At 65.8% G+C, this 16773-nt stretch carries 19 protein-coding genes; 13 read left to right on the forward strand and 6 right to left on the reverse strand.

Going from position 1 to position 16773, the window contains the following annotated elements; genetic code table 11:
- Together JOY90_RS30470 and JOY90_RS30475 are read right to left on the reverse strand one after the other, a co-directional pair.
- Positions 1–218: hypothetical protein (locus JOY90_RS30470; protein WP_291694808.1), on the reverse strand; the 218-nt coding region annotated here is incomplete at its 3' end.
- Between the two features lie 27 nt (positions 219–245).
- Positions 246–1568 (reverse strand): dicarboxylate/amino acid:cation symporter, encoded by a 1323-nt coding sequence (locus JOY90_RS30475; protein WP_291694809.1) that lies wholly within the window; start codon positions 1566–1568, stop codon positions 246–248.
- Positions 1569–1849: 281 nt separating this feature from the next.
- On the opposite strand from JOY90_RS30475, the gene JOY90_RS30480 reads away from it, so the two are divergent.
- Positions 1850–3160: an MFS transporter gene (locus tag JOY90_RS30480; RefSeq protein ID WP_291694810.1), complete on the forward strand. Its 1311-nt coding sequence runs from the start codon at positions 1850–1852 to the stop codon at positions 3158–3160.
- On the opposite strand, the gene JOY90_RS30485 is transcribed toward JOY90_RS30480, so the two are convergent.
- From JOY90_RS30485 to JOY90_RS30495, 3 genes are read right to left on the reverse strand one after another with little or no spacing between them, the layout of a single operon-like run.
- Positions 3139–3855 carry a DUF1045 domain-containing protein gene (locus tag JOY90_RS30485; RefSeq protein ID WP_291694811.1) on the reverse strand — a complete coding sequence of 239 codons (717 nt, stop codon included), beginning with the start codon at positions 3853–3855 and terminating at the stop codon, positions 3139–3141. The genes JOY90_RS30480 and JOY90_RS30485 overlap by 22 nt on opposite strands.
- Before the next feature lie 18 nt (positions 3856–3873).
- Positions 3874–5067 (reverse strand): alpha-D-ribose 1-methylphosphonate 5-triphosphate diphosphatase, encoded by a 1194-nt coding sequence (locus tag JOY90_RS30490; RefSeq protein WP_291694812.1) that lies wholly within the window; start codon positions 5065–5067, stop codon positions 3874–3876.
- Entirely contained in the window at positions 5064–5729 is a 666-nt protein-coding gene (locus tag JOY90_RS30495) for a chloramphenicol acetyltransferase (protein WP_291694813.1), read from the reverse strand. The genes JOY90_RS30490 and JOY90_RS30495 overlap by 4 nt, the downstream gene beginning before the upstream one ends.
- Positions 5730–5949: 220 nt before the next feature.
- On the opposite strand from JOY90_RS30495, the gene phnC reads away from it, so the two are divergent.
- The 4 genes from phnC (at position 5950) to phnE (JOY90_RS30515) (ending at position 9561) form a co-directional block, all read left to right on the forward strand.
- Positions 5950–6759: a phosphonate ABC transporter ATP-binding protein gene (phnC, locus tag JOY90_RS30500; RefSeq protein WP_291694836.1), complete on the forward strand. Its 810-nt coding sequence runs from the start codon at positions 5950–5952 to the stop codon at positions 6757–6759.
- A 74-nt stretch (positions 6760–6833) separates the two neighbouring features.
- Complete coding sequence (phnD, locus tag JOY90_RS30505) at positions 6834–7763, forward strand: phosphonate ABC transporter substrate-binding protein (protein ID WP_291694814.1); 930 nt, start codon at positions 6834–6836, stop codon at positions 7761–7763.
- A gap of 71 nt (positions 7764–7834) precedes the next feature.
- Entirely contained in the window at positions 7835–8719 is an 885-nt protein-coding gene (gene phnE / locus JOY90_RS30510; RefSeq protein WP_291694815.1) for a phosphonate ABC transporter, permease protein PhnE, read from the forward strand.
- Entirely contained in the window at positions 8716–9561 is an 846-nt protein-coding gene (gene phnE, locus JOY90_RS30515; protein ID WP_291694816.1) for a phosphonate ABC transporter, permease protein PhnE, read from the forward strand. The genes phnE (JOY90_RS30510) and phnE (JOY90_RS30515) overlap by 4 nt, the downstream gene beginning before the upstream one ends.
- Here the strand turns inward: phnE (JOY90_RS30515) and phnF are convergent.
- The gene (gene phnF, locus JOY90_RS30520) at positions 9558–10286 is read right to left on the reverse strand and encodes a phosphonate metabolism transcriptional regulator PhnF (RefSeq protein WP_291694817.1); all 729 of its coding nucleotides are present in this window, start codon (positions 10284–10286) and stop codon (positions 9558–9560) included. The genes phnE (JOY90_RS30515) and phnF overlap by 4 nt on opposite strands.
- 126 nt (positions 10287–10412) lie before the next feature.
- Here phnF and phnG point away from each other — a divergent pair, with 126 nt between their 5' ends.
- From phnG to phnN, 8 genes are read left to right on the forward strand one after another with little or no spacing between them, the layout of a single operon-like run.
- Positions 10413–10883 (forward strand): phosphonate C-P lyase system protein PhnG, encoded by a 471-nt coding sequence (gene phnG / locus JOY90_RS30525; RefSeq protein ID WP_291694837.1) that lies wholly within the window; start codon positions 10413–10415, stop codon positions 10881–10883.
- 4 nt (positions 10884–10887) lie between these two features.
- Positions 10888–11496: a phosphonate C-P lyase system protein PhnH gene (phnH, locus tag JOY90_RS30530; RefSeq protein ID WP_291694818.1), complete on the forward strand. Its 609-nt coding sequence runs from the start codon at positions 10888–10890 to the stop codon at positions 11494–11496.
- Positions 11497–11499: 3 nt separating this feature from the next.
- Complete coding sequence (locus JOY90_RS30535; protein WP_291694819.1) at positions 11500–12603, forward strand: carbon-phosphorus lyase complex subunit PhnI; 1104 nt, start codon at positions 11500–11502, stop codon at positions 12601–12603.
- Entirely contained in the window at positions 12600–13481 is an 882-nt protein-coding gene (locus tag JOY90_RS30540) for an alpha-D-ribose 1-methylphosphonate 5-phosphate C-P-lyase PhnJ (RefSeq protein ID WP_291694820.1), read from the forward strand. The genes JOY90_RS30535 and JOY90_RS30540 overlap by 4 nt, the downstream gene beginning before the upstream one ends.
- Positions 13474–14274 carry a phosphonate C-P lyase system protein PhnK gene (gene phnK, locus JOY90_RS30545; RefSeq protein ID WP_291694821.1) on the forward strand — a complete coding sequence of 267 codons (801 nt, stop codon included), beginning with the start codon at positions 13474–13476 and terminating at the stop codon, positions 14272–14274. Before JOY90_RS30540 ends, phnK begins: the two co-directional genes overlap by 8 nt.
- A 24-nt stretch (positions 14275–14298) precedes the next feature.
- Positions 14299–14997 carry a phosphonate C-P lyase system protein PhnL gene (gene phnL / locus JOY90_RS30550; protein ID WP_291694822.1) on the forward strand — a complete coding sequence of 233 codons (699 nt, stop codon included), beginning with the start codon at positions 14299–14301 and terminating at the stop codon, positions 14995–14997.
- A 24-nt stretch (positions 14998–15021) separates the two neighbouring features.
- Positions 15022–16179, forward strand: a complete 1158-nt coding sequence (locus tag JOY90_RS30555) for an alpha-D-ribose 1-methylphosphonate 5-triphosphate diphosphatase (RefSeq protein WP_291694823.1) — start codon at positions 15022–15024, stop codon at positions 16177–16179.
- Positions 16176–16760: a phosphonate metabolism protein/1,5-bisphosphokinase (PRPP-forming) PhnN gene (phnN, locus tag JOY90_RS30560; RefSeq protein WP_291694824.1), complete on the forward strand. Its 585-nt coding sequence runs from the start codon at positions 16176–16178 to the stop codon at positions 16758–16760. Before JOY90_RS30555 ends, phnN begins: the two co-directional genes overlap by 4 nt.
- Positions 16761–16773: the final 13 nt, after the last annotated feature.

Genomic DNA, 16773 nt, shown 5'->3' on the forward strand with positions numbered 1-16773 from the left:
AGGGCGACGCTGGCCGAGGTAGGTGCGCCGGGCGGAGCCCCTTTTCTCGATCGTTCACCAATGGCATTGCCGAAGTGATCGTCACTCACTAAGCGGTCACGGGCTGGATCGCCTCCGCCGGTGACGCGAGGATCATCGGTCGAAACCTCCACTTTGCCGTTACGCACGCGCTTCGCCTGCACCCGGTCGATATCGCCCTCCCACGGTGCAACGACCACCGTAGCAACCCAGTTGCAACACCACCTCTACCCGGCGGTGACGTCGACCACCTCTTTGCCGTCGAGCACCCGGGCCGCGGTCCGGTGGTCGAGATCACCTTCCCAGGCTGCGATCACTACGGTCGCAACGCAGTTGCCGATCAGGTTGCCGAGTGCGCGCGCCATGCCGATGAACCAGTCGACCGACAGCACCAGCACGAGACCGATTGCCGGAATGCTCGGCACCGCGTTCAGCGTTGCCGCCAGGATGACGATCGCGGAGCCCGGAACGCCGTGCGCACCCTTGGAGGTGATCAGGGAGACACCGAGCACCAGCAGGAGGTCGCCGATCGACAGCGGCGTGTTGGTCGCCTGGGCGATGAACACCACCGCGAGCGTGAGATAGATCGAGAACGCGTCGAGATTGAAGGAATAGCCGGTCGGAATCACGAGACCGACCACGGAATCCTTGACGCCGAGCCGTACGAGCTTGCGCATGATCTGCGGCAGCACCGCATCCGAGGACGCGGTGGCCAGCACGATCGTCAATTCCTCGCGGAGGTAGGACAGGAATTTCAGGATGTTGATCCCGGCAAGCGCCATGACGGCCCCGAGCACGCCGAGCACGAAGATGGCGACGGAGACGTAGAACAGCACCACCAGCGAGACCAGCTGCTTCAGCGAGCCGACCCCGTATTTGCCGACGGTGTAGGCGACGGCACCGAGCACGCCGAGCGGCGCGAGGCGGACGATCAGCCCCATCATCCGGAACAGCACCGTCGATACCGCCTCGATGAACGTCGAGATGCGCTCGCCCTTCTCGCCGCCGACCAGCGCCAGGCTGACGCCGAACAGGATGGCGAAGAACAGCACCTGGAGCACGTCATTGCGCGCCAGCGCGTCGAACGAGGTGGTCGGAACGATGTTGAGAAGGAAGCTGCCGATGCCCTCGCCCTTCAGCTTCTGCGCGTTGCCGGAGTAGGTGGCAAGCGCCTTGGCGTCCAGCGTCGACACGTCGATGTTCATGCCGTGACCGGGGCCGGCCAGGAAGGCGAGCAGGAGGCCGACGACGAGGGCGACCGTGGTCATTACCTCGAAATAGACCAGCGCCTTGACGCCGACGCGGCCGACCTTCTTCAGGTCGCCGGCGCCCGCGATGCCGTGCACCACCACGCAGAACACGATTGGGGCGACGATCATCGAGATCAGCTTCAGGAAGGCGTCGCTCAGGATCTTCAGGCTGGCCGCGAAATCGGGCGTCGCCACGCCGAGCGCGATGCCGAGCAGCAAGCCTGCCAGGACCTGGACGAACAGCGAGGTGTAGAGCGGCTTTCTCGCTGCGGTCGCCGGTGCCGTGGTGATGGTGGTCATGGTGGCTCTCCCCGATCTGATATGAGCAATCGAGCAACAAGCATGCCAATTCTCGTCTCAGCGGCGGACCTGGTCGCGGAAAGGCTATTGAGATTTCGGCGAGGCGGTATTACTGCGCTTGCCGTCCGTGCCATGGGAACCGAAGGTTTCCGCCGGACCCTGCCCTCAGGGTGCAATCACGATGGCGACGACGACCATGTAGGAAAAGCCGGCAAACCGCATCCGCACTCAGACACCGCTGGTCCGTTGTCCCGGCAGGCCGGGCACTCAGGAAGCACCCCTTGGCACAGAGTTCTGACGTCTCAGACGATATCCCGATCGCGCGCGCGGCGTTCGCCGCAACCGTCGGCAACATGCTCGAATTCTACGACTTCATCACCTACAGCTTCTTCGCGATCCAGATCGGGCACGCGTTCTTTCCGACGCAGAGCGAATACGGCAGCCTGATGCTGTCGCTGGCGACCTTCGGAGCGGGTTTCGTCACCCGGCCGATCGGCGGTGTCGTTCTCGGCGTCTACTCCGACCGCGTCGGGCGGAGGCCGGCCATGCTGCTGAGCTTCGCCGTGATGGGCCTGGCGATCCTGACGCTGGCGCTGACGCCGTCCTATGCCATGATCGGCATTGCCGCGCCGATCATCGTGATCGTCGCCCGCCTGGCGCAGGGTTTTGCCCTGGGCGGCGAGGTCGGGCCGACCACCGCCTACCTGATGGAGATCGCCTCGCCGAAGAACCGGGCGCTGGTCGTATCCTGGCAGCCGGCGAGCCAGCAGATCGCGGCAACGGCGGGCGCGCTGGTCGGCTTCATCCTGAGCAACACGATCGCGCCCGAAGCGCTCGACGCCTATGGCTGGCGCATCGCCTTCCTGATCGGAGCTGCCTGCCTGCCGTTCGGCCTCTGGATGCGCCGCACCTTGCCCGAGACGCTCCTGCGGCCGGGGGAGGGGACCGCCGTGGCGGCCGAACGCACCGGGCACCTTGGGCTGGCGCGCCGGCACGCGCGCATCATCCTGCTGTCGGTGATGATTCTCGCGAGCGGCACCATCGTCACCTATGTCACGCAATTCATGACGACCTATGCGCGCAACACGCTGCAGGTGGCGCCGCCGCTGGCCTTTGCCACCACGCTGGTCAGCAACGGCGTCGGGATCGCAGGCGCGCTGTTCGGCGGCTGGCTGGCCGACCGGGTCGGACGCAAGCCGGTGATGATCGTTCCGCAACTGGTTGCGCTGGTGATGGTCTATCCGACCTTCCTGTGGATCATCAATTCGCCCGGCGCGCTCTCGCTGCTGGGCGGCTTCGGCCTGCTGTCGCTGATCGGGATACTGCCGTTCAGCGCCTTCTTCGCCGCCTTCACCGAGGGCCTGCCGCGGGAGATCCGCGGCGGCGTGATCTCGATCATCTATGCGGTGACGATCGCGACATTCGGTGGCACCGCGCAACTGGTCGTGGCGTGGCTGATCCACGTCTCCGGAAATCCGCTGGCGCCGGCATGGTATCTGCTGTTCGCCGGCACGGTCGGCCTCATCGCGATGAGCCTGTACCGCGAGACGGCGCCGGTGAAGGCGGGCGATCAGGAGGCGGCGCCGTCCTGAGGGGCGAGCGGACAGTGAGCGATGATCTCAAAACGCGCGGCCGCATCGTCCTGGCGAAACAGGGCGAGGCGGTCGATCGCAAGCTGGGAGAGGCCGATCGCCGTGAAGCGGTCCGCGAGCATCACGCGCACCGCTTCGCGTTGCTCCGCATCGAGGCGGCCGGTCAGCGTCATGTGGAAGCGGAATTCCTCCATGACGTAAGGGTAGCCCCAGCGGTCGAGATGGTCGCATTGCCGCGGCGTCAGCTTCTCCGGCTTTCGCCGCGCGCGGTCCTCCGCGGTGAGCGGCGCGCGAAACGGGTCGAAGTCGCGGACGCAGTCGGCGGCAAGCCGGTCGAGTTCGGCGGATCGCGCCGCCGCCACCACGGCCGTGAAGCCGCTGATCGACCGGACGACGGGTATGATCAAGGGAATGGGCCGCGGCGTCGCGGCGAAGCGGGCGCAGGCGGCCATCAGATCGGGCTCGGCCTTGCCGTCGGCAAGCGCCATCGGCGCCTTCAGCGTGGCGTGAAAGCCGTATTTGCGGGGATCCCGCGTCAGCTCGCGCCAATCAGGCCACGCCTGTTCGACGGCGGCAGGAAAGGGCAGGTCCTCGCCGGTCCAGGCGTCATAGCCGAGATGCTCTCCGCCGAAACGGTCGAGCGCGGAGCCTCGATCGGCGGCGTAGTAGATCGCGTAACGGGGAAATTGAGCCATCGGAGGGATATGTCCGCGTCACTCCGCCGAAAGCGCTTGATGCTGCGGCGCATGCGACGTCGTCAATCGTTCGGCCTCGGTCAGGTGAACCAGGCGGCCGGCGACAATCACGGCGACGATGCGGGGCCGCAGCGGCTCCCTGTCATCGACGAGGAGAATGTCGGCGCGCTGGCCCTCGGCGAGCCGGCCGCGATCGGCCAGGCCGGTCGCCTGTGCGGGCGCTGCCGAGATCAGGTCCCACGCTCTGGCGAGCGGCAGCACGCCGTCGGCGGCGAGGCGGAACGCGGCGAGCAGCGGCGCCGGATAGTAATAGTCGGACGCCAGCACCGAGCACAGGCCGTTCGCGATCATGTCGGAGGCCCTGGTCCAGCCGATATGGCTGCCGCCGCGCACGACGTTGGGGGCGCCGCACACGATCGCATCGCCGCCGGCCGCCGCCTCGCGGGCCGTCGCCTCGTTGACCGGAAACTCGGCAATCGTCACGCCGAGTTCGCGAAAGGTTTTTCGCATCTCCGGGCTGTTGTCGTCATGCGACAGCATCCGCACGCCGGCGCCGCGGGCGATGGCGGCGAGCCGCGCGATCGACGCGGGCACGGCGTCGGCACGCGAGAGTATGCTCTCCAGCAGCCGATCGAATGCCTCGTCCGAAAGTCCGGTGCGCTCGACCATGCTGCCGCGCTTGTTCGGCTTGTTGAGCAGGGTGACCGTATTTTCGGTATGGTCATTGAACGCGAACAGGTCGATGCGTCCATCGGCGAGCCACTCGCCGATCTGTTCCTCCGCGTCGAGATTGTAGGTCTCGTGGCGGAGATGGAAGCGCGTGTCCGCGGCGAGCTTCGGCCGCAAGGCCTCGATCGCCTCCAGCAGCTTCTGCGCATTGTCGCCGCAACGAAGGCCTGGTTCCCAGGACCATGTGGTGGCGTGAAACACCGTGGTGATGCCGTTGGCGATCGCCTGCCGGTCGCTGTCGATCAGCGCGATGTCGATCGGAAAGTCGACGTGGGGGCGGGGCATCATCTGCCGCTCGAAGGCGTCGCCATGCAGGTCGACGATGCCCGGCAGCACCAGAAGGCCGCCGGCGTCGAGGCTGAACGCGCTGCGCCCTTGCGAGGCGCCGACGGCGCTGATGCAGCCTTGGGAGATCGAAACGGAACTCTGGCCGGTGTCTTCCCCGAGCAGGGTTCGGCCGTCTTCAATCAAGATGTCAGTCAAGATGCAGCACTTTCTCGCGCGCCCGCGAAGGGTACCCGCGCGGTAGCTTCATACTTTTCCAGGAACGCTTCGATTTCAAGCGCCCTGAAATCCGGCAGCGCGACGCGGAGGGTTTCGTGATCCCAATCCCACCATGCGAGTTGCTGGAGCCGATCGGCGACTGTATCGGGAAACCGCCGCCTGATCGGCTTCGCCGGATTGCCGCCGACGACGGTGTAGGCCGGCACGTCCTTGGTGACGACCGCGCCGGCCGCGATCACCGCGCCGGTTCCGATGCCGCGTCCCGGCAGCACGATCGCGCCATGGCCGATCCAGACGTCGTGGCCGACATGGACGTGATGGCTCCTGCGCCACTCGAAAAACGCCACATCGTCTCTTTCGCCCTCGAAATAGGCGCTGGAGCGGTAGGTGAAGTGCGATTGCGTCGCGCGGTGCATCGGGTGGTTGCCCGGATTGATCCGCGTCATCGCCGCGATGGAGCAGAACTTCCCGACCGTGGTGTAGGTGATCTGCGCATCATTGACGACATAGGAGTAGTCGCCCATCGCGACTTCGAGCAGCATGGTGCGCGCGCCGACCTCGCAATAGGCGCCGAGCGTGACGTCATGCAGTTTCGCGGTCGGATCGACCAGAGGTTCGATCGAGAGAGCTTTGCCGGTCATGGCACCTTCCGAGACCCTTCAGCCAAGGGTTTCGTCATCGACGCGATTGATGACAACCGCATGACGCAACGCATGACGCAAGACTGTGCAGCGCTGGAGTACCGCGCGGCGCCAAGAGAACGTCAAGGCTGTGCAGGTTTGTCGCACCGCAGCGCACCTGTCACACGACTGTTGAATCGAGGCGCTAGCCATGAACGAGGCAGGGCTTTCGGAGCAGTGCATGCTGCGTGTGGAAGGTTTGGCGTGCCGGTTCGGCACAAAGGCCGCGGTCGATGACGTCTCCTTCGCCATCGAGCCCGGGGCCTTCGTGGGCGTGATCGGACGGTCCGGCGCAGGCAAGTCGACGCTGCTTCGAACGATCAACCGCCTCGCGCCGATCACGGCGGGGCGCATCGTTTTCGACGGCATCGACGTCGGCGCGCTGAAGGGCCGCGACCTGCGCAAATGGCGCGCCCGCTCCGCGATGATCTTCCAGCAGTTCAACCTGATCGGCCGGCTCGACGTCCTGACCAACGTCTTGATGGGACGGCTGTCGGAGATGCCGTCCTGGCGCTCGCTGCTGCAGCTCTGGCCCGAGCAGGACGTTGCCGTCGCGATGTCGGCGCTCGAACAGTTCGACATGGCACAGTACGCGGCCCAGCGTACCGACCAGCTCTCCGGCGGACAGCAGCAGCGCGTCGCGATCGCGCGTGCGATGGTGCAGGAGCCCGGCATCATCCTCGCCGACGAGCCGATCGCCTCGCTCGATCCGCGCAACACCAAGATCGTGATGGATGCGCTTCTGCGGATCAACAAGCACTTCGGCATCACCGTGCTCTGCAATCTGCATTCGCTCGATCTGGCGCGCAGCTATTGCGACCGGCTGATCGGCATGGCTGCGGGCCGGGTCGCGTTCGACGGCGTGCCGTCGGCACTGACCGAGCACATCGCGCGCGAGCTCTACGATCTCGAGGCCAATGAGGTGATGGGAACGATGCCGGCCGCGGAAGCGCCGGTCGGTGAAACCGTTTCGGCCGCTGCAATCGCCTGATTTTTTCCTCGCGGGTTCGTGGTCAGTCCGGCGAGGACGCTACCGTCTGCAACCAACCCCGAAGGGTGCCATCCATGATCAATCGCAGAATCCTGATTGCCGGGCTCGCCTCGCTGGCATTTGCCACCTCCGCCTTCGCCGAGGACTGGAAGGCGAAATATCCCGAGATCACCTTCGCCGTCGTTCCGGCCGAGAACGCCTCCGGCGTGACCGAGCGATATACGCCCTTCGTCAACTATCTCTCGAAGGAGCTCGGCATCAAGGTGAACCTGCGCGTCGCCAACGATTACGCCGCGGTCATCGAGGGCCAGCGCGCCGGCAACATCCATGTCGGCTATTACGGCCCGGCGTCGTTCTCTCGCGCCCTTCTCACCGGCGTCAAGACCGACGCCTTCGTGATCGACGTCAACTCGGATGGGTCCAAGGGCTACTATTCGGTGTTCTACGTGCTCGCCAGGAGTCCCTATCAGGAGCTCGATGACCTGAAGGGCAAGAATCTCGGCCTGGTCGATCCGAACTCGACCTCCGGCAACAACATGCCCCGCTTCAAGATGAACCAGATGGGCGTCGATCCCGAAAAGTTCTTCTCGCAGGTGGTGTTTACCGGCAGCCACGAGAATGCCGTGCTGGCGCTGGCGCAGGGAACCGTCGACGTCGCCGCCAACTGGTGGAACGCCGACGACGATTCCAACCTGACGCGCATGCTCAACAAGAACATGGTGAAGAACGCCGACGGCACGCCGATGAAGAAGGAGGACTTCCGCATCATCGTGAAGTCGGACCTGATCATCAACTCGCCCTATGCCTATCTCAGCGATCTGCCCGATGACATGAAGGCCGCGATCAAGCAGGCGTTTCTCGACGCCGCGCAGAAGGACCCCGAGGCCTTCAAGAAGCTGTCCGACGGCAAGAACAGGCCGTGGGAGACGATCACCAACCCCGACTATGACAAGACGATCGAGCTGATCAAGTTCGTCGACAGCCTTCGCAAGAAAGGCTCCTGAGCGACCTTCGAACGCCGGACAGGCCGGGCGATCCCGGCCTGATCCGTCGTCGATATGAACGCGAGCCCGCGATGACATCCGCCGTCGCCATCCTGCCGAGCCCGCAACTCGCGGCACTGAACGAAGCCTATCGCAAGGCGGTGGCGCGCAAGCGGTTGCGCATTGCCCTTGGGACCGTGGCGCTCGTAGCCGCGCTCGCGCTCGCCGCCATCGGTGCGGAGGTGAATCTGAAGACCTTCTTCACCTATCTCGGCAACTTCTTCAGCTATTTCGATCGCATCATGAAGCTGGACGACGGCGCCCGCGTCTGGACCAACTTCGGCGAATGGTTCTGGGGCTGGCGGAAATGGCTGAAGCTGCTCGGCGAGACGCTGCTGATCAGCTATGTCGGCACGCTGACCGGCGCCGTGCTCGCCTTCCTGCTGAATTTCTTCGCGGCTGAGAACACCTCGCCGGCGCCGTGGCTGCGCTTCGTGGTGCGCCGGTTGCTGGAATTCGCCCGCACCGTTCCAGGCATCGTGTTCGCGCTGATCTTCGTCATCGCCTTCGGGCTCGGGCCGATGGCGGGCGTGCTGGCCATCGCCATTCATTCCACCGGCGCGCTCGGAAAGCTGTTCTCGGAGATCGTCGAGAATGCCGACATGAAGCCGGTCGAAGGGGTGCGCTCGACCGGCGCGAGCTGGGTGTCCTGCATGCGCTTCGCCGTGCTGCCGCAGGCGATCGCGGGTTACGCCAGCTATGCGTTGTTGCGCTTCGAGATCAATGTGCGCGAGGCCTCGGTGATGGGTTTCGTCGGCGCCGGCGGCATCGGCCAGGAGCTCGTCGTGGCGATCCGGAAATTCTACTACTCCGACGTCAGCGCGATCCTGATCACCATCGTCCTGACCGTCTTCGTGATCGATATCGCCACCGGCTGGCTGCGCGGCCGCCTGTTCGGCCAGGAAGCGGAGACATGAGCCATGTCCCCGCGCCCGATCCGGCGCAGCTCCGCGCCCGCTATCCCCAGGTGTTCGATCGACCGGCCTCGGCACGGCTCGCGACGCCGCTGGTGGCGATCCTGGCCTTCGCCATCTTCGTCTTTGGCCTGGTCGATCTCGACTTCTCGCCGACGCGCCTGTTCAACGGCCTGCACCAGCTCGGCTGGATCACGCTGCTGATGTTGCCGCCCGACCCGGGCGCCTCGCTGCCGCTATATCTGAAGGCGCTTGGCGAGACGCTGTCGATCGCGCTGCTCGGCACTACGCTGGCCGCGCTGATGGCGCTGCCGATCAGCCTGTTCGCGGCGCACAATATCGTGCCGAATGTCATCCGTTTCCCGGTGCGCCGCTTCCTGGATTCGATCCGCGGCGTCGACACGCTGATCTGGGCGCTGGTCTGGATCAACGTCGTCGGCCTCGGCCCGTTCGCAGGCGTGCTGGCGATTGCGGTCTCGGATTTCGGTGCGTTCGGCAAGTTGTTTTCGGAAGCGATCGAGGCCGCCGACAGGAAGCAGGTCGAGGGCATCCGGGCTTCCGGTGGAAGTGCCTTGCACGAAATCCGTTTCGGCCTGATGCCGCAGGTGCTGCCCGTCATCGCCGGCCAGGTGCTCTACTTCATCGAGTCGAATACGCGCTCGGCGACCATCATCGGCATCGTCGGCGCCGGCGGCATCGGCCTGCAGCTCGCGGAACAGATTCGCGTGCTGGAGTGGCAGAAAGTCTCGTTCCTGATCCTGATGATTCTCGTGGCGGTCGCCGCGATCGACTGGATATCGGGCAGACTGCGCTTCGCCATCATCGGACGGCGGGCGGTCGCCTAGCCGTTCTCCACCACGAACTCCACCCGCTCGGCCGCGAAGCGGGCGCGCTTGGTGACGAGCGGCGTGCCGCCGGTGTCGACGTCGGTGGCGTCGACGACGAGGACGGGCCGCCCGAGCGCGAGCCCGAGCCGGGCGGCATCGGTCGCATCGGCGATCGCCGCCGTGATGCGCGTGGAGGCGCGGCGATAGTCGCGGATGCCGTAATGCGCCAGCAGCTTGGTCATCGAGCGCACGCTCGCGAAGATCTCGCCGGCGCGAGGGAAGCGCTCCGCGGAGAGCCAGCTCGTGCTGACACAGATCGGCGTGCGGTCGGCCAGCCGCAACGCCTCGATCCGGATCAGTGGAGCGCCGGCCTTCAGGCCCAATTCCTTCGCCAATTCGCGTGTCGCAACGTCGTCCGAGGCCTCGATGAGCTGCCCACGCGGCTCCTGGCCGACCGCGCCGACGATCTCCGAGAAGCGGGTTCGCGAGCGCAGGGGATAGGCGAGCCGTTGCGCCTCGACATAGGTGCCGCTGCCGCGCTCGGCCCGCACCAGGCCGCGCTCTGCCAGCACCGCCAGCGCCCGCCGCACCGTATGCCGGTTGACGCGATAGGTCTCCGCGATCTCGATCTCGCCGGGCAGCCGCTCGCCGGACGGATAGGTGCCATCGGCTATGGCGCGCTCGATGCCGTCGGCGACCTGCCGCCACAGCGCGACGCCGGAAGCCATATCCTGCGTGCTCATGGTGACGAGGCGCCTTCGAAAGCCATCGGAAAAATCACTCCATTGTCATGAAACAGTCACTGGCGCTTCGTCGTCAAGTTGTCTATCGTTATAGACAACTTGATTCAGGCAGGCAAGCGGATCTCCATGGACGTGCACGGCAACAGCCAGACGAGCGCGATGCAGGCGCGGCGCAGGGCGGCGATGGCCGTGCTCGCGCGCGCGTCAGGCAAAGAAATTGCAGCGCGTCTCGGCGCCGTTGCGCTGCCGGCCTATGAGAGCCTCCGGGAGCCGGAGAGCGGGCTCGTGATGGTGCGTGGCCGCATCGGCGGCGACGGGGCGGCGTTCAACCTCGGCGAGGCCACCGTGTCCCGCGCCGCGGTGCGGCTTGCAAGCGGCGAGGTCGGCTTCGGCTACGCGCTCGGCCGCGACGGCGAGAAGGCGAAATTGATCGCGTTGTGCGATGCCTTGCTGCAATCGGACGAGCATGCCGACGGCGCCGAGGCGAATGTGATTGCGCCGCTGCGCGAAAGACTGATTGCTCGACGAAACGCGAGAGCCGCGGAAGCTGCGGCCACGCGGGTCGATTTCTACACCATGGTGCGCGGCGAGGGCTGAACAGATGACGACGATCGACGAGCTGCCGCCCGGATTTGCCGACAAGGTGTTGTCGGCGCAGTCCACCTTTCGCTCCGTGATGGACGCCATGGCGCGGCCCGGCAGCGTGCGCGAGGTCACGGCAGCGGTCGGAACGCCGTCCGCGATGATGCGCGGCACGGCGGCGATCGCGCTCACGCTGTTCGATCACGATACGCCGGTCTGGCTCGATCAGGCCCTGCGCGAGAGGCAGGACATCGGCAAATGGCTCAAGTTTCACACCGGCGCGCCGATCGTCGCGGATGCGTCGATCTGCAGCTTCGCCCTGGTGGGCGATGCGCATGGACTTGGCAGCCTCGAGGATTTCTCGCTCGGCAGCAGCGAATATCCGGATCGCTCGACGACGCTGATCCTCCAGGTCGCGAGCCTGACGGAGGGGCGTGAATTCCGGCTGCGCGGCCCCGGCATCGACGGCGCTGCCATCCTGCGCGCCACCGTCGAGCCGCGCGACCTGTTCGACCGGCTCGCCATCAACGTGGCGTTGTTTCCTCGTGGCATCGATGTCGTCCTGGTCGCCGACGACAGGATCGTCGCGATCCCGCGGACCACGCGATCCGTCGTGCAGGGAGGATGATGCATGTATGTGGCGATAAAAGGTGGCGAGCGCGCGATCGAGAATGCCCATCGTCTGCTGGCGCATGAGCGCCGTGGCGACTGCGATGTGCCGGAGCTATCGCTTGCGCAAATCTCGGAGCAGCTTGGCCTGGCCGTCGATCGGGTCATGAGCGAGGGCTCGCTTTATGACCGCGAGCTGGCCGCGCTCGCGATCAAGCAGGCACGCGGCGACCTGATCGAGGCCATTTTTCTCGTGCGCGCCTTCCGCGCCACCTTGCCGCGCTTCGGGGTGACCGAACCCGTCGATACCGGGCAGATGCAGGTGCGCCGGCGCATATCCTCCACCTTCAAGGATGTTCCAGGTGGCCAGATTCTCGGGCCGACCTTCGACTACACCCATCGATTGCTCGACCCGCAACTGGCCGAAGGCCACGCCCCCGAGCCGCCCGCAACTTCTGAGGCGGTGGTCTGCGCCATGCCGCGCGTCACCGACATTCTGGGCAAGGACGGCCTGATCGAACCCTCGCCGCAAGCAAGCGCCGATTCGGCGGTCGGCGACCTGACGCGGGAGCCTCTGAGCTTTCCGGCGGACCGCGATTTGCGCCTGCAGAATCTGGCCCGCGCCGACGAGGGGTTTCTGTTGGCAATGGGTTATTCGACGCAGCGCGGCTACGGGCGCAACCATCCGTTCGCAGGCGAAATCCGCTTCGGCGAGGTCGAGGTTGAGTTCCTGGCTGAAGAGGTCGGCTTCGCCGTGCCGCTCGGCGAAATCGCGCTGACCGAATGCCAGATGGTCAACCAGTTCGGGGGTTCGGCGACCGAAGCGCCATGCTTCACCCGTGGCTATGGCCTCGCCTTCGGCCAGAGCGAGCGCAAGGCGATGTCGATGGCGCTGGTCGATCGCGCCTTGCGCGCCCGCGAACTGGGCGAGGAGGTGGGCGCGCCGGCCCAGGATGAGGAGTTCGTGATGTCGCATTCGGACAATGTGCAGGCGACCGGCTTCGTCGAGCACCTGAAGCTCCCGCACTACGTCGACTTCCAGTCCGAACTCGGGCTGTTGCGCAAGCTGCGCCGGGAATTCGCCGAGGCGCAGCGCAAGGCGTCGATGCGGGAGGCCGCCGAATGAACGCGCCGACCTACAACTTCGCCTATCTCGACGAGCAGACCAAGCGGATGATCCGCCGCGCCATCCTGAAGGCGATCGCGATTCCCGGCTATCAGGTGCCGTTCGCGAGTCGCGAGATGCCGATGCCCTATGGCTGGGGCACCGGCGGCGTGCAGGTGACGGCCGCGATGCTCGGACCCAGCGACGTTCTGAAGGTGATCGATCAGGGCTCCGACGACACCACCAACGCGATCTCGATCCGCAAATTCTTCGCCAAGACCGCCGGTGTCGCGACCACCACGCATACCGAAGACGCCACCGTGATTCAGACCCGGCACCGGATTCCGGAAGCGCCGCTGCATGCCGGCCAGGTGCTGGTGTATCAGGTGCCGATTCCGGAGCCGCTGCGCTTTCTCGAGCCGCGCGAGACCGAGACGCGCCGCATGCACGCGCTCAGCGAATACGGGCTGATGCATGTGAAGCTCTACGAGGACATCGCGCGTTTCGGCCACATCGCCACAGCCTATGCCTATCCGGTGAAGGTCAATGCACGCTATGTCATGGACCCGTCGCCGACGCCGAAATTCGACAATCCGAAGATGGACAATTCTCCGGCGTTGCAACTGTTCGGGGCCGGGCGCGAGAAGCGCATCTATGCGATCCCGCCCTATACGACGGTGGTGTCGCTCGACTTCCAGGATCATCCGTTCGAGCGCTACCGCTTCGACGCGCCCTGTGCGCTGTGCGGGGCCGAGGACGCCTATCTGGACGAGATCGTCACCGACGACAAGGGCAGCCGTATGTTCGTCTGTTCCGACACGGATTATTGCGAAGGACGCCAGGCCGCCGGCCATCGCGGCAAGGAAAGTGCCGCGCCCTGGGAGAAGGCCCATGGTTGAGGCGCCGGATGCACCGATGCACGACCAGCCGCTGCTGGTCGCCGAGGCGCTGTGCAAGAATTATGGGCGCGTCACGGCCTGCCGCGACGTCTCGTTCTCGCTCTATCCTGGCGAGGTGCTGGCGGTGGTCGGCGAGTCCGGCTCTGGCAAGTCGACGCTGCTGCAGCTTCTGTCGGCACAGCTCGCGGTGACGTCGGGACGGGTGTCCTATCGCATGCGCGACGGCGTGCTGCGCGATCTCGCCTCGCTCGGCGAGGCGGGGCGGCGCTTTCTCTTCCGCACCGATTGGGGCTATGTGCACCAGGATCCGGCGCTCGGGCTGCGCATGGCGGTTTCCGCCGGCGCCAATGTCGGCGAGCGGCTGATGGCCGTCGGCTGGAACCACTACGGCCGAATCCGGCAGACGGCGTCGTCCTGGCTCGAGCGGGTGGAGATCGATGTTGCGCGCATTGACGATGCGCCGCGCACCTATTCGGGCGGCATGCGGCAGCGGCTGCAGATCGCGCGCAACCTCGTCACCGAGCCGCGCCTGGTGTTCATGGACGAGCCCACCGGCGGCCTCGACGTGTCGGTGCAGGCGCGGCTGCTCGATCTGATGCGCAATCTCGTCGGCGAGCTGGGACTGGCGGCGGTCGTGGTGACGCACGACCTCGCGGTCGCGCGGCTGTTGTCGCACCGGGTGATGGTGATGAAGGGAGGGCAGGTGATCGAGACCGGCCTGACCGACCAGGTGCTGGACGATCCGCACGAGCCTTACACCCAGCTTCTCGTATCCTCGATCCTGCCGCCATGATTCTTGCACCATGAGTGAACGTCGATGACTGCGATGATCGAAATATCGGATGCGGAGAAGAGCTTCACCATGCATCTGCAGGGCGGGGTGAGGCTGCCCGTCGTGCGCGGCGTGAGCTTTCGCGTCGCTGCCGGCGAGTGCGTCGTGCTGTCGGGGCCGTCGGGCGCCGGGAAGTCGTCGATCCTGAAGATGATCTTCGGCAACTATCGCTGCGACAGCGGCCGCATCGGCATCCTGCATGAAGGTGAGATGCTCGATCTCGCCTCGGCCGAGCCCAGGCAGATCCTCAGCGTGCGCCGCGCCACCATCGGCTATGTCAGCCAGTTTCTGCGCGCGGTGCCGCGGGTGCCGGCGATCGATGTGGTCGCCGAACCTCTGATCGCGACCGGAACGTCGCGTGTTGAGGCGCGCGAACGGGCGCAAGGCCTGCTTCGCCGGCTCAACATTCCCGAGCGGCTGTGGGCGCTGCCGCCCTCGACGTTCTCCGGCGGCGAGCAGCAGCGCGTCAACATCGCGCGCGGCTTCATTTCCGATCATCCCGTCCTGCTGCTCGACGAGCCCACGGCCTCACTGGACGTCAAGAATGCGTCGGCGGTGGTGGACCTGATCCAGGAGAAGAAGCATGCCGGGATTGCCATCGTCGCCATTGTGCACGACGAGGGAATCCGCGATCTGATCGCCGATCGAACCGTCGACGTCACCACCTTTGCGGCGGCTGCATGAAGGGGCATGAAAGAGAAGTGAGACATGAGCTCGACCGGATCTGACACTGTCATTGGCAACGCGCGGATCGCGCTGGCAGACCGGCTGATCGAACGCGGCTGGATCGCCTTTGCCGGCGGCCGCATCGCCGAGTTCGGCGAGGGCGATGCGCCCGAACGAAGCGAGGATGCCGCCGGCGACCTCATCATGCCCGGCATGATCGAGCTGCATACCGATCATCTCGAGATGCACTACGTGCCGCGGCCGAAGGTGCTCTGGAATCCCATCGCAGCCGTGATTTCCTATGACGGCCAGCTCGCGACCTCCGGAATCACCACAGCGCTGGATTCGCTGCGGGTCTGGCGCGATGATCGCGGCGAGGAGGTCGTGAGCCGCGCCAGCGTGCTGGCGGTCGCGATCGCGGCGGCGCGCGAGGACCATATGCTGCGCGTCGATCACTTCCTGCACCTGCGCTGCGAAGTCCCGATGCCTGATGTCGTCGAGGAAGCGAGCGAGCTGGTCGGCCGTCCCGACGTGCGCCTGATGTCGCTGATGGACCACACGCCGGGTCAGCGGCAGTTTCGCGACGAGGTGAAGCTGCGCGACTACTACCGCGGCAAGGGCGGCGGCATGACGGACGCGGAGCTCGACGCCCTGTTCGAGCAGCGTTTCGCCTATCAGAAGGTCTACGCGGCGAATAATCTGCGGCAGATCGTGGCATTGGCTCATCAGCATCAGATTCCGTTGGCGAGCCACGACGACACGACGGAAGAGAATGTCGGGGAGGCAATCTCCCATCGTGTTTCAGTCGCGGAATTTCCGACCACCATGGAGGCGGCAAGGGGGCTGCATGAGGCCGGGATCGACATCCTGATGGGCGCGCCGAACGTAGTGCGTGGCGGCTCGCACTCCGGCAACATCGCGGCCGTCGACCTCGCGCGCGAGGGGCTGCTCGACATCCTGTCGTCGGATTACGTGCCGTCGAGCCTGTTGATGGCCGCGCTCCAGCTACCGCAGCATGTTCCCGCGATCGATCTCGCCGCCGCGATCCGCACCGTCACCAAGACGGCGGCGGAAGCCGTTGGCTTGAACGATCGCGGGGAGATCGTGGTCGGCAAGCGCGCCGACATCATCCGCGTCCATGTCGGCCGCGAGGTGCCCGTGGTCCGCAGCGTCTGGCGCGAGGGGCGCCGGGTGGCGTGACGGAGACGACGGCCATATCCGCGCTCTCGCCGGCGAAGATCGGGCCGGGCCGGCTCGTGCTGGTGGTCGGTCCGAGCGGTGCCGGCAAGGATGCGCTGCTTCGCCTGGCGCGGACCGGCTGTGTGGAAAATCGCGACATCGTGTTTCCCCGCCGCGTCGTGACACGGGCGGCGGGTCCGGCCGAGGACAATGAGCAGCTCTCGACCGATGCCTTCCGGCAGGCCCTGGCGTGCGGCGACTTTGCCATGCATTGGGAGGCCCACGGCCATGCGTACGGATTGCGGCGGGCGATGGATGATGATCTGCGGGCCGCGCGCAGCGTCATCGTCAACGTGTCGCGGAGGGTCGTCGACGAGATGCGCCGACGCTATGCGAATGTCGTGGTCGTTCTGATCACGGCGCCGCCGGACGTGCTTGCCGAGCGGCTGAGGAGACGGGCCCGCAGCAGCGATGGAGAAATCGGAGATCGGCTGCAACGCCTGGCTGGAGAGGCTCAGGCCGAGCCCGATGCCACCATCGTCAATGTCGGCAATCCCGAAGATCACGCAAGGCAACTGATTGGGATCATCAGGTGCGAGTAGCGAGCAATCGTGC

The organism is Bradyrhizobium sp., from assembly GCF_019242285.1.
Lineage (GTDB): Bacteria > Pseudomonadota > Alphaproteobacteria > Rhizobiales > Xanthobacteraceae > Bradyrhizobium.

Excerpts from the sequence above, each read along its gene's own strand:
- JOY90_RS30475 (WP_291694809.1), bottom strand. The coding sequence starts at position 1,568 with ATGACCACCATCACCACGGCACCGGCGACCGCAGCGAGAAAGCCGCTC.
- JOY90_RS30485 (WP_291694811.1), bottom strand. The coding sequence starts at position 3,855 with ATGGCTCAATTTCCCCGTTACGCGATCTACTACGCCGCCGATCGAGGC.
- JOY90_RS30495 (WP_291694813.1), bottom strand. The coding sequence starts at position 5,729 with ATGACCGGCAAAGCTCTCTCGATCGAACCTCTGGTCGATCCGACCGCG.
- phnC (WP_291694836.1), top strand. The coding sequence starts at position 5,950 with ATGCTGCGTGTGGAAGGTTTGGCGTGCCGGTTCGGCACAAAGGCCGCG.
- phnD (WP_291694814.1), top strand. The coding sequence starts at position 6,834 with ATGATCAATCGCAGAATCCTGATTGCCGGGCTCGCCTCGCTGGCATTT.
- phnE (WP_291694815.1), top strand. The coding sequence starts at position 7,835 with ATGACATCCGCCGTCGCCATCCTGCCGAGCCCGCAACTCGCGGCACTG.
- phnE (WP_291694816.1), top strand. The coding sequence starts at position 8,716 with ATGAGCCATGTCCCCGCGCCCGATCCGGCGCAGCTCCGCGCCCGCTAT.
- phnF (WP_291694817.1), bottom strand. The coding sequence starts at position 10,286 with ATGAGCACGCAGGATATGGCTTCCGGCGTCGCGCTGTGGCGGCAGGTC.
- phnG (WP_291694837.1), top strand. The coding sequence starts at position 10,413 with ATGGACGTGCACGGCAACAGCCAGACGAGCGCGATGCAGGCGCGGCGC.
- phnH (WP_291694818.1), top strand. The coding sequence starts at position 10,888 with ATGACGACGATCGACGAGCTGCCGCCCGGATTTGCCGACAAGGTGTTG.
- JOY90_RS30535 (WP_291694819.1), top strand. The coding sequence starts at position 11,500 with ATGTATGTGGCGATAAAAGGTGGCGAGCGCGCGATCGAGAATGCCCAT.
- JOY90_RS30540 (WP_291694820.1), top strand. The coding sequence starts at position 12,600 with ATGAACGCGCCGACCTACAACTTCGCCTATCTCGACGAGCAGACCAAG.
- phnK (WP_291694821.1), top strand. The coding sequence starts at position 13,474 with ATGGTTGAGGCGCCGGATGCACCGATGCACGACCAGCCGCTGCTGGTC.
- phnL (WP_291694822.1), top strand. The coding sequence starts at position 14,299 with ATGACTGCGATGATCGAAATATCGGATGCGGAGAAGAGCTTCACCATG.
- JOY90_RS30555 (WP_291694823.1), top strand. The coding sequence starts at position 15,022 with ATGAGCTCGACCGGATCTGACACTGTCATTGGCAACGCGCGGATCGCG.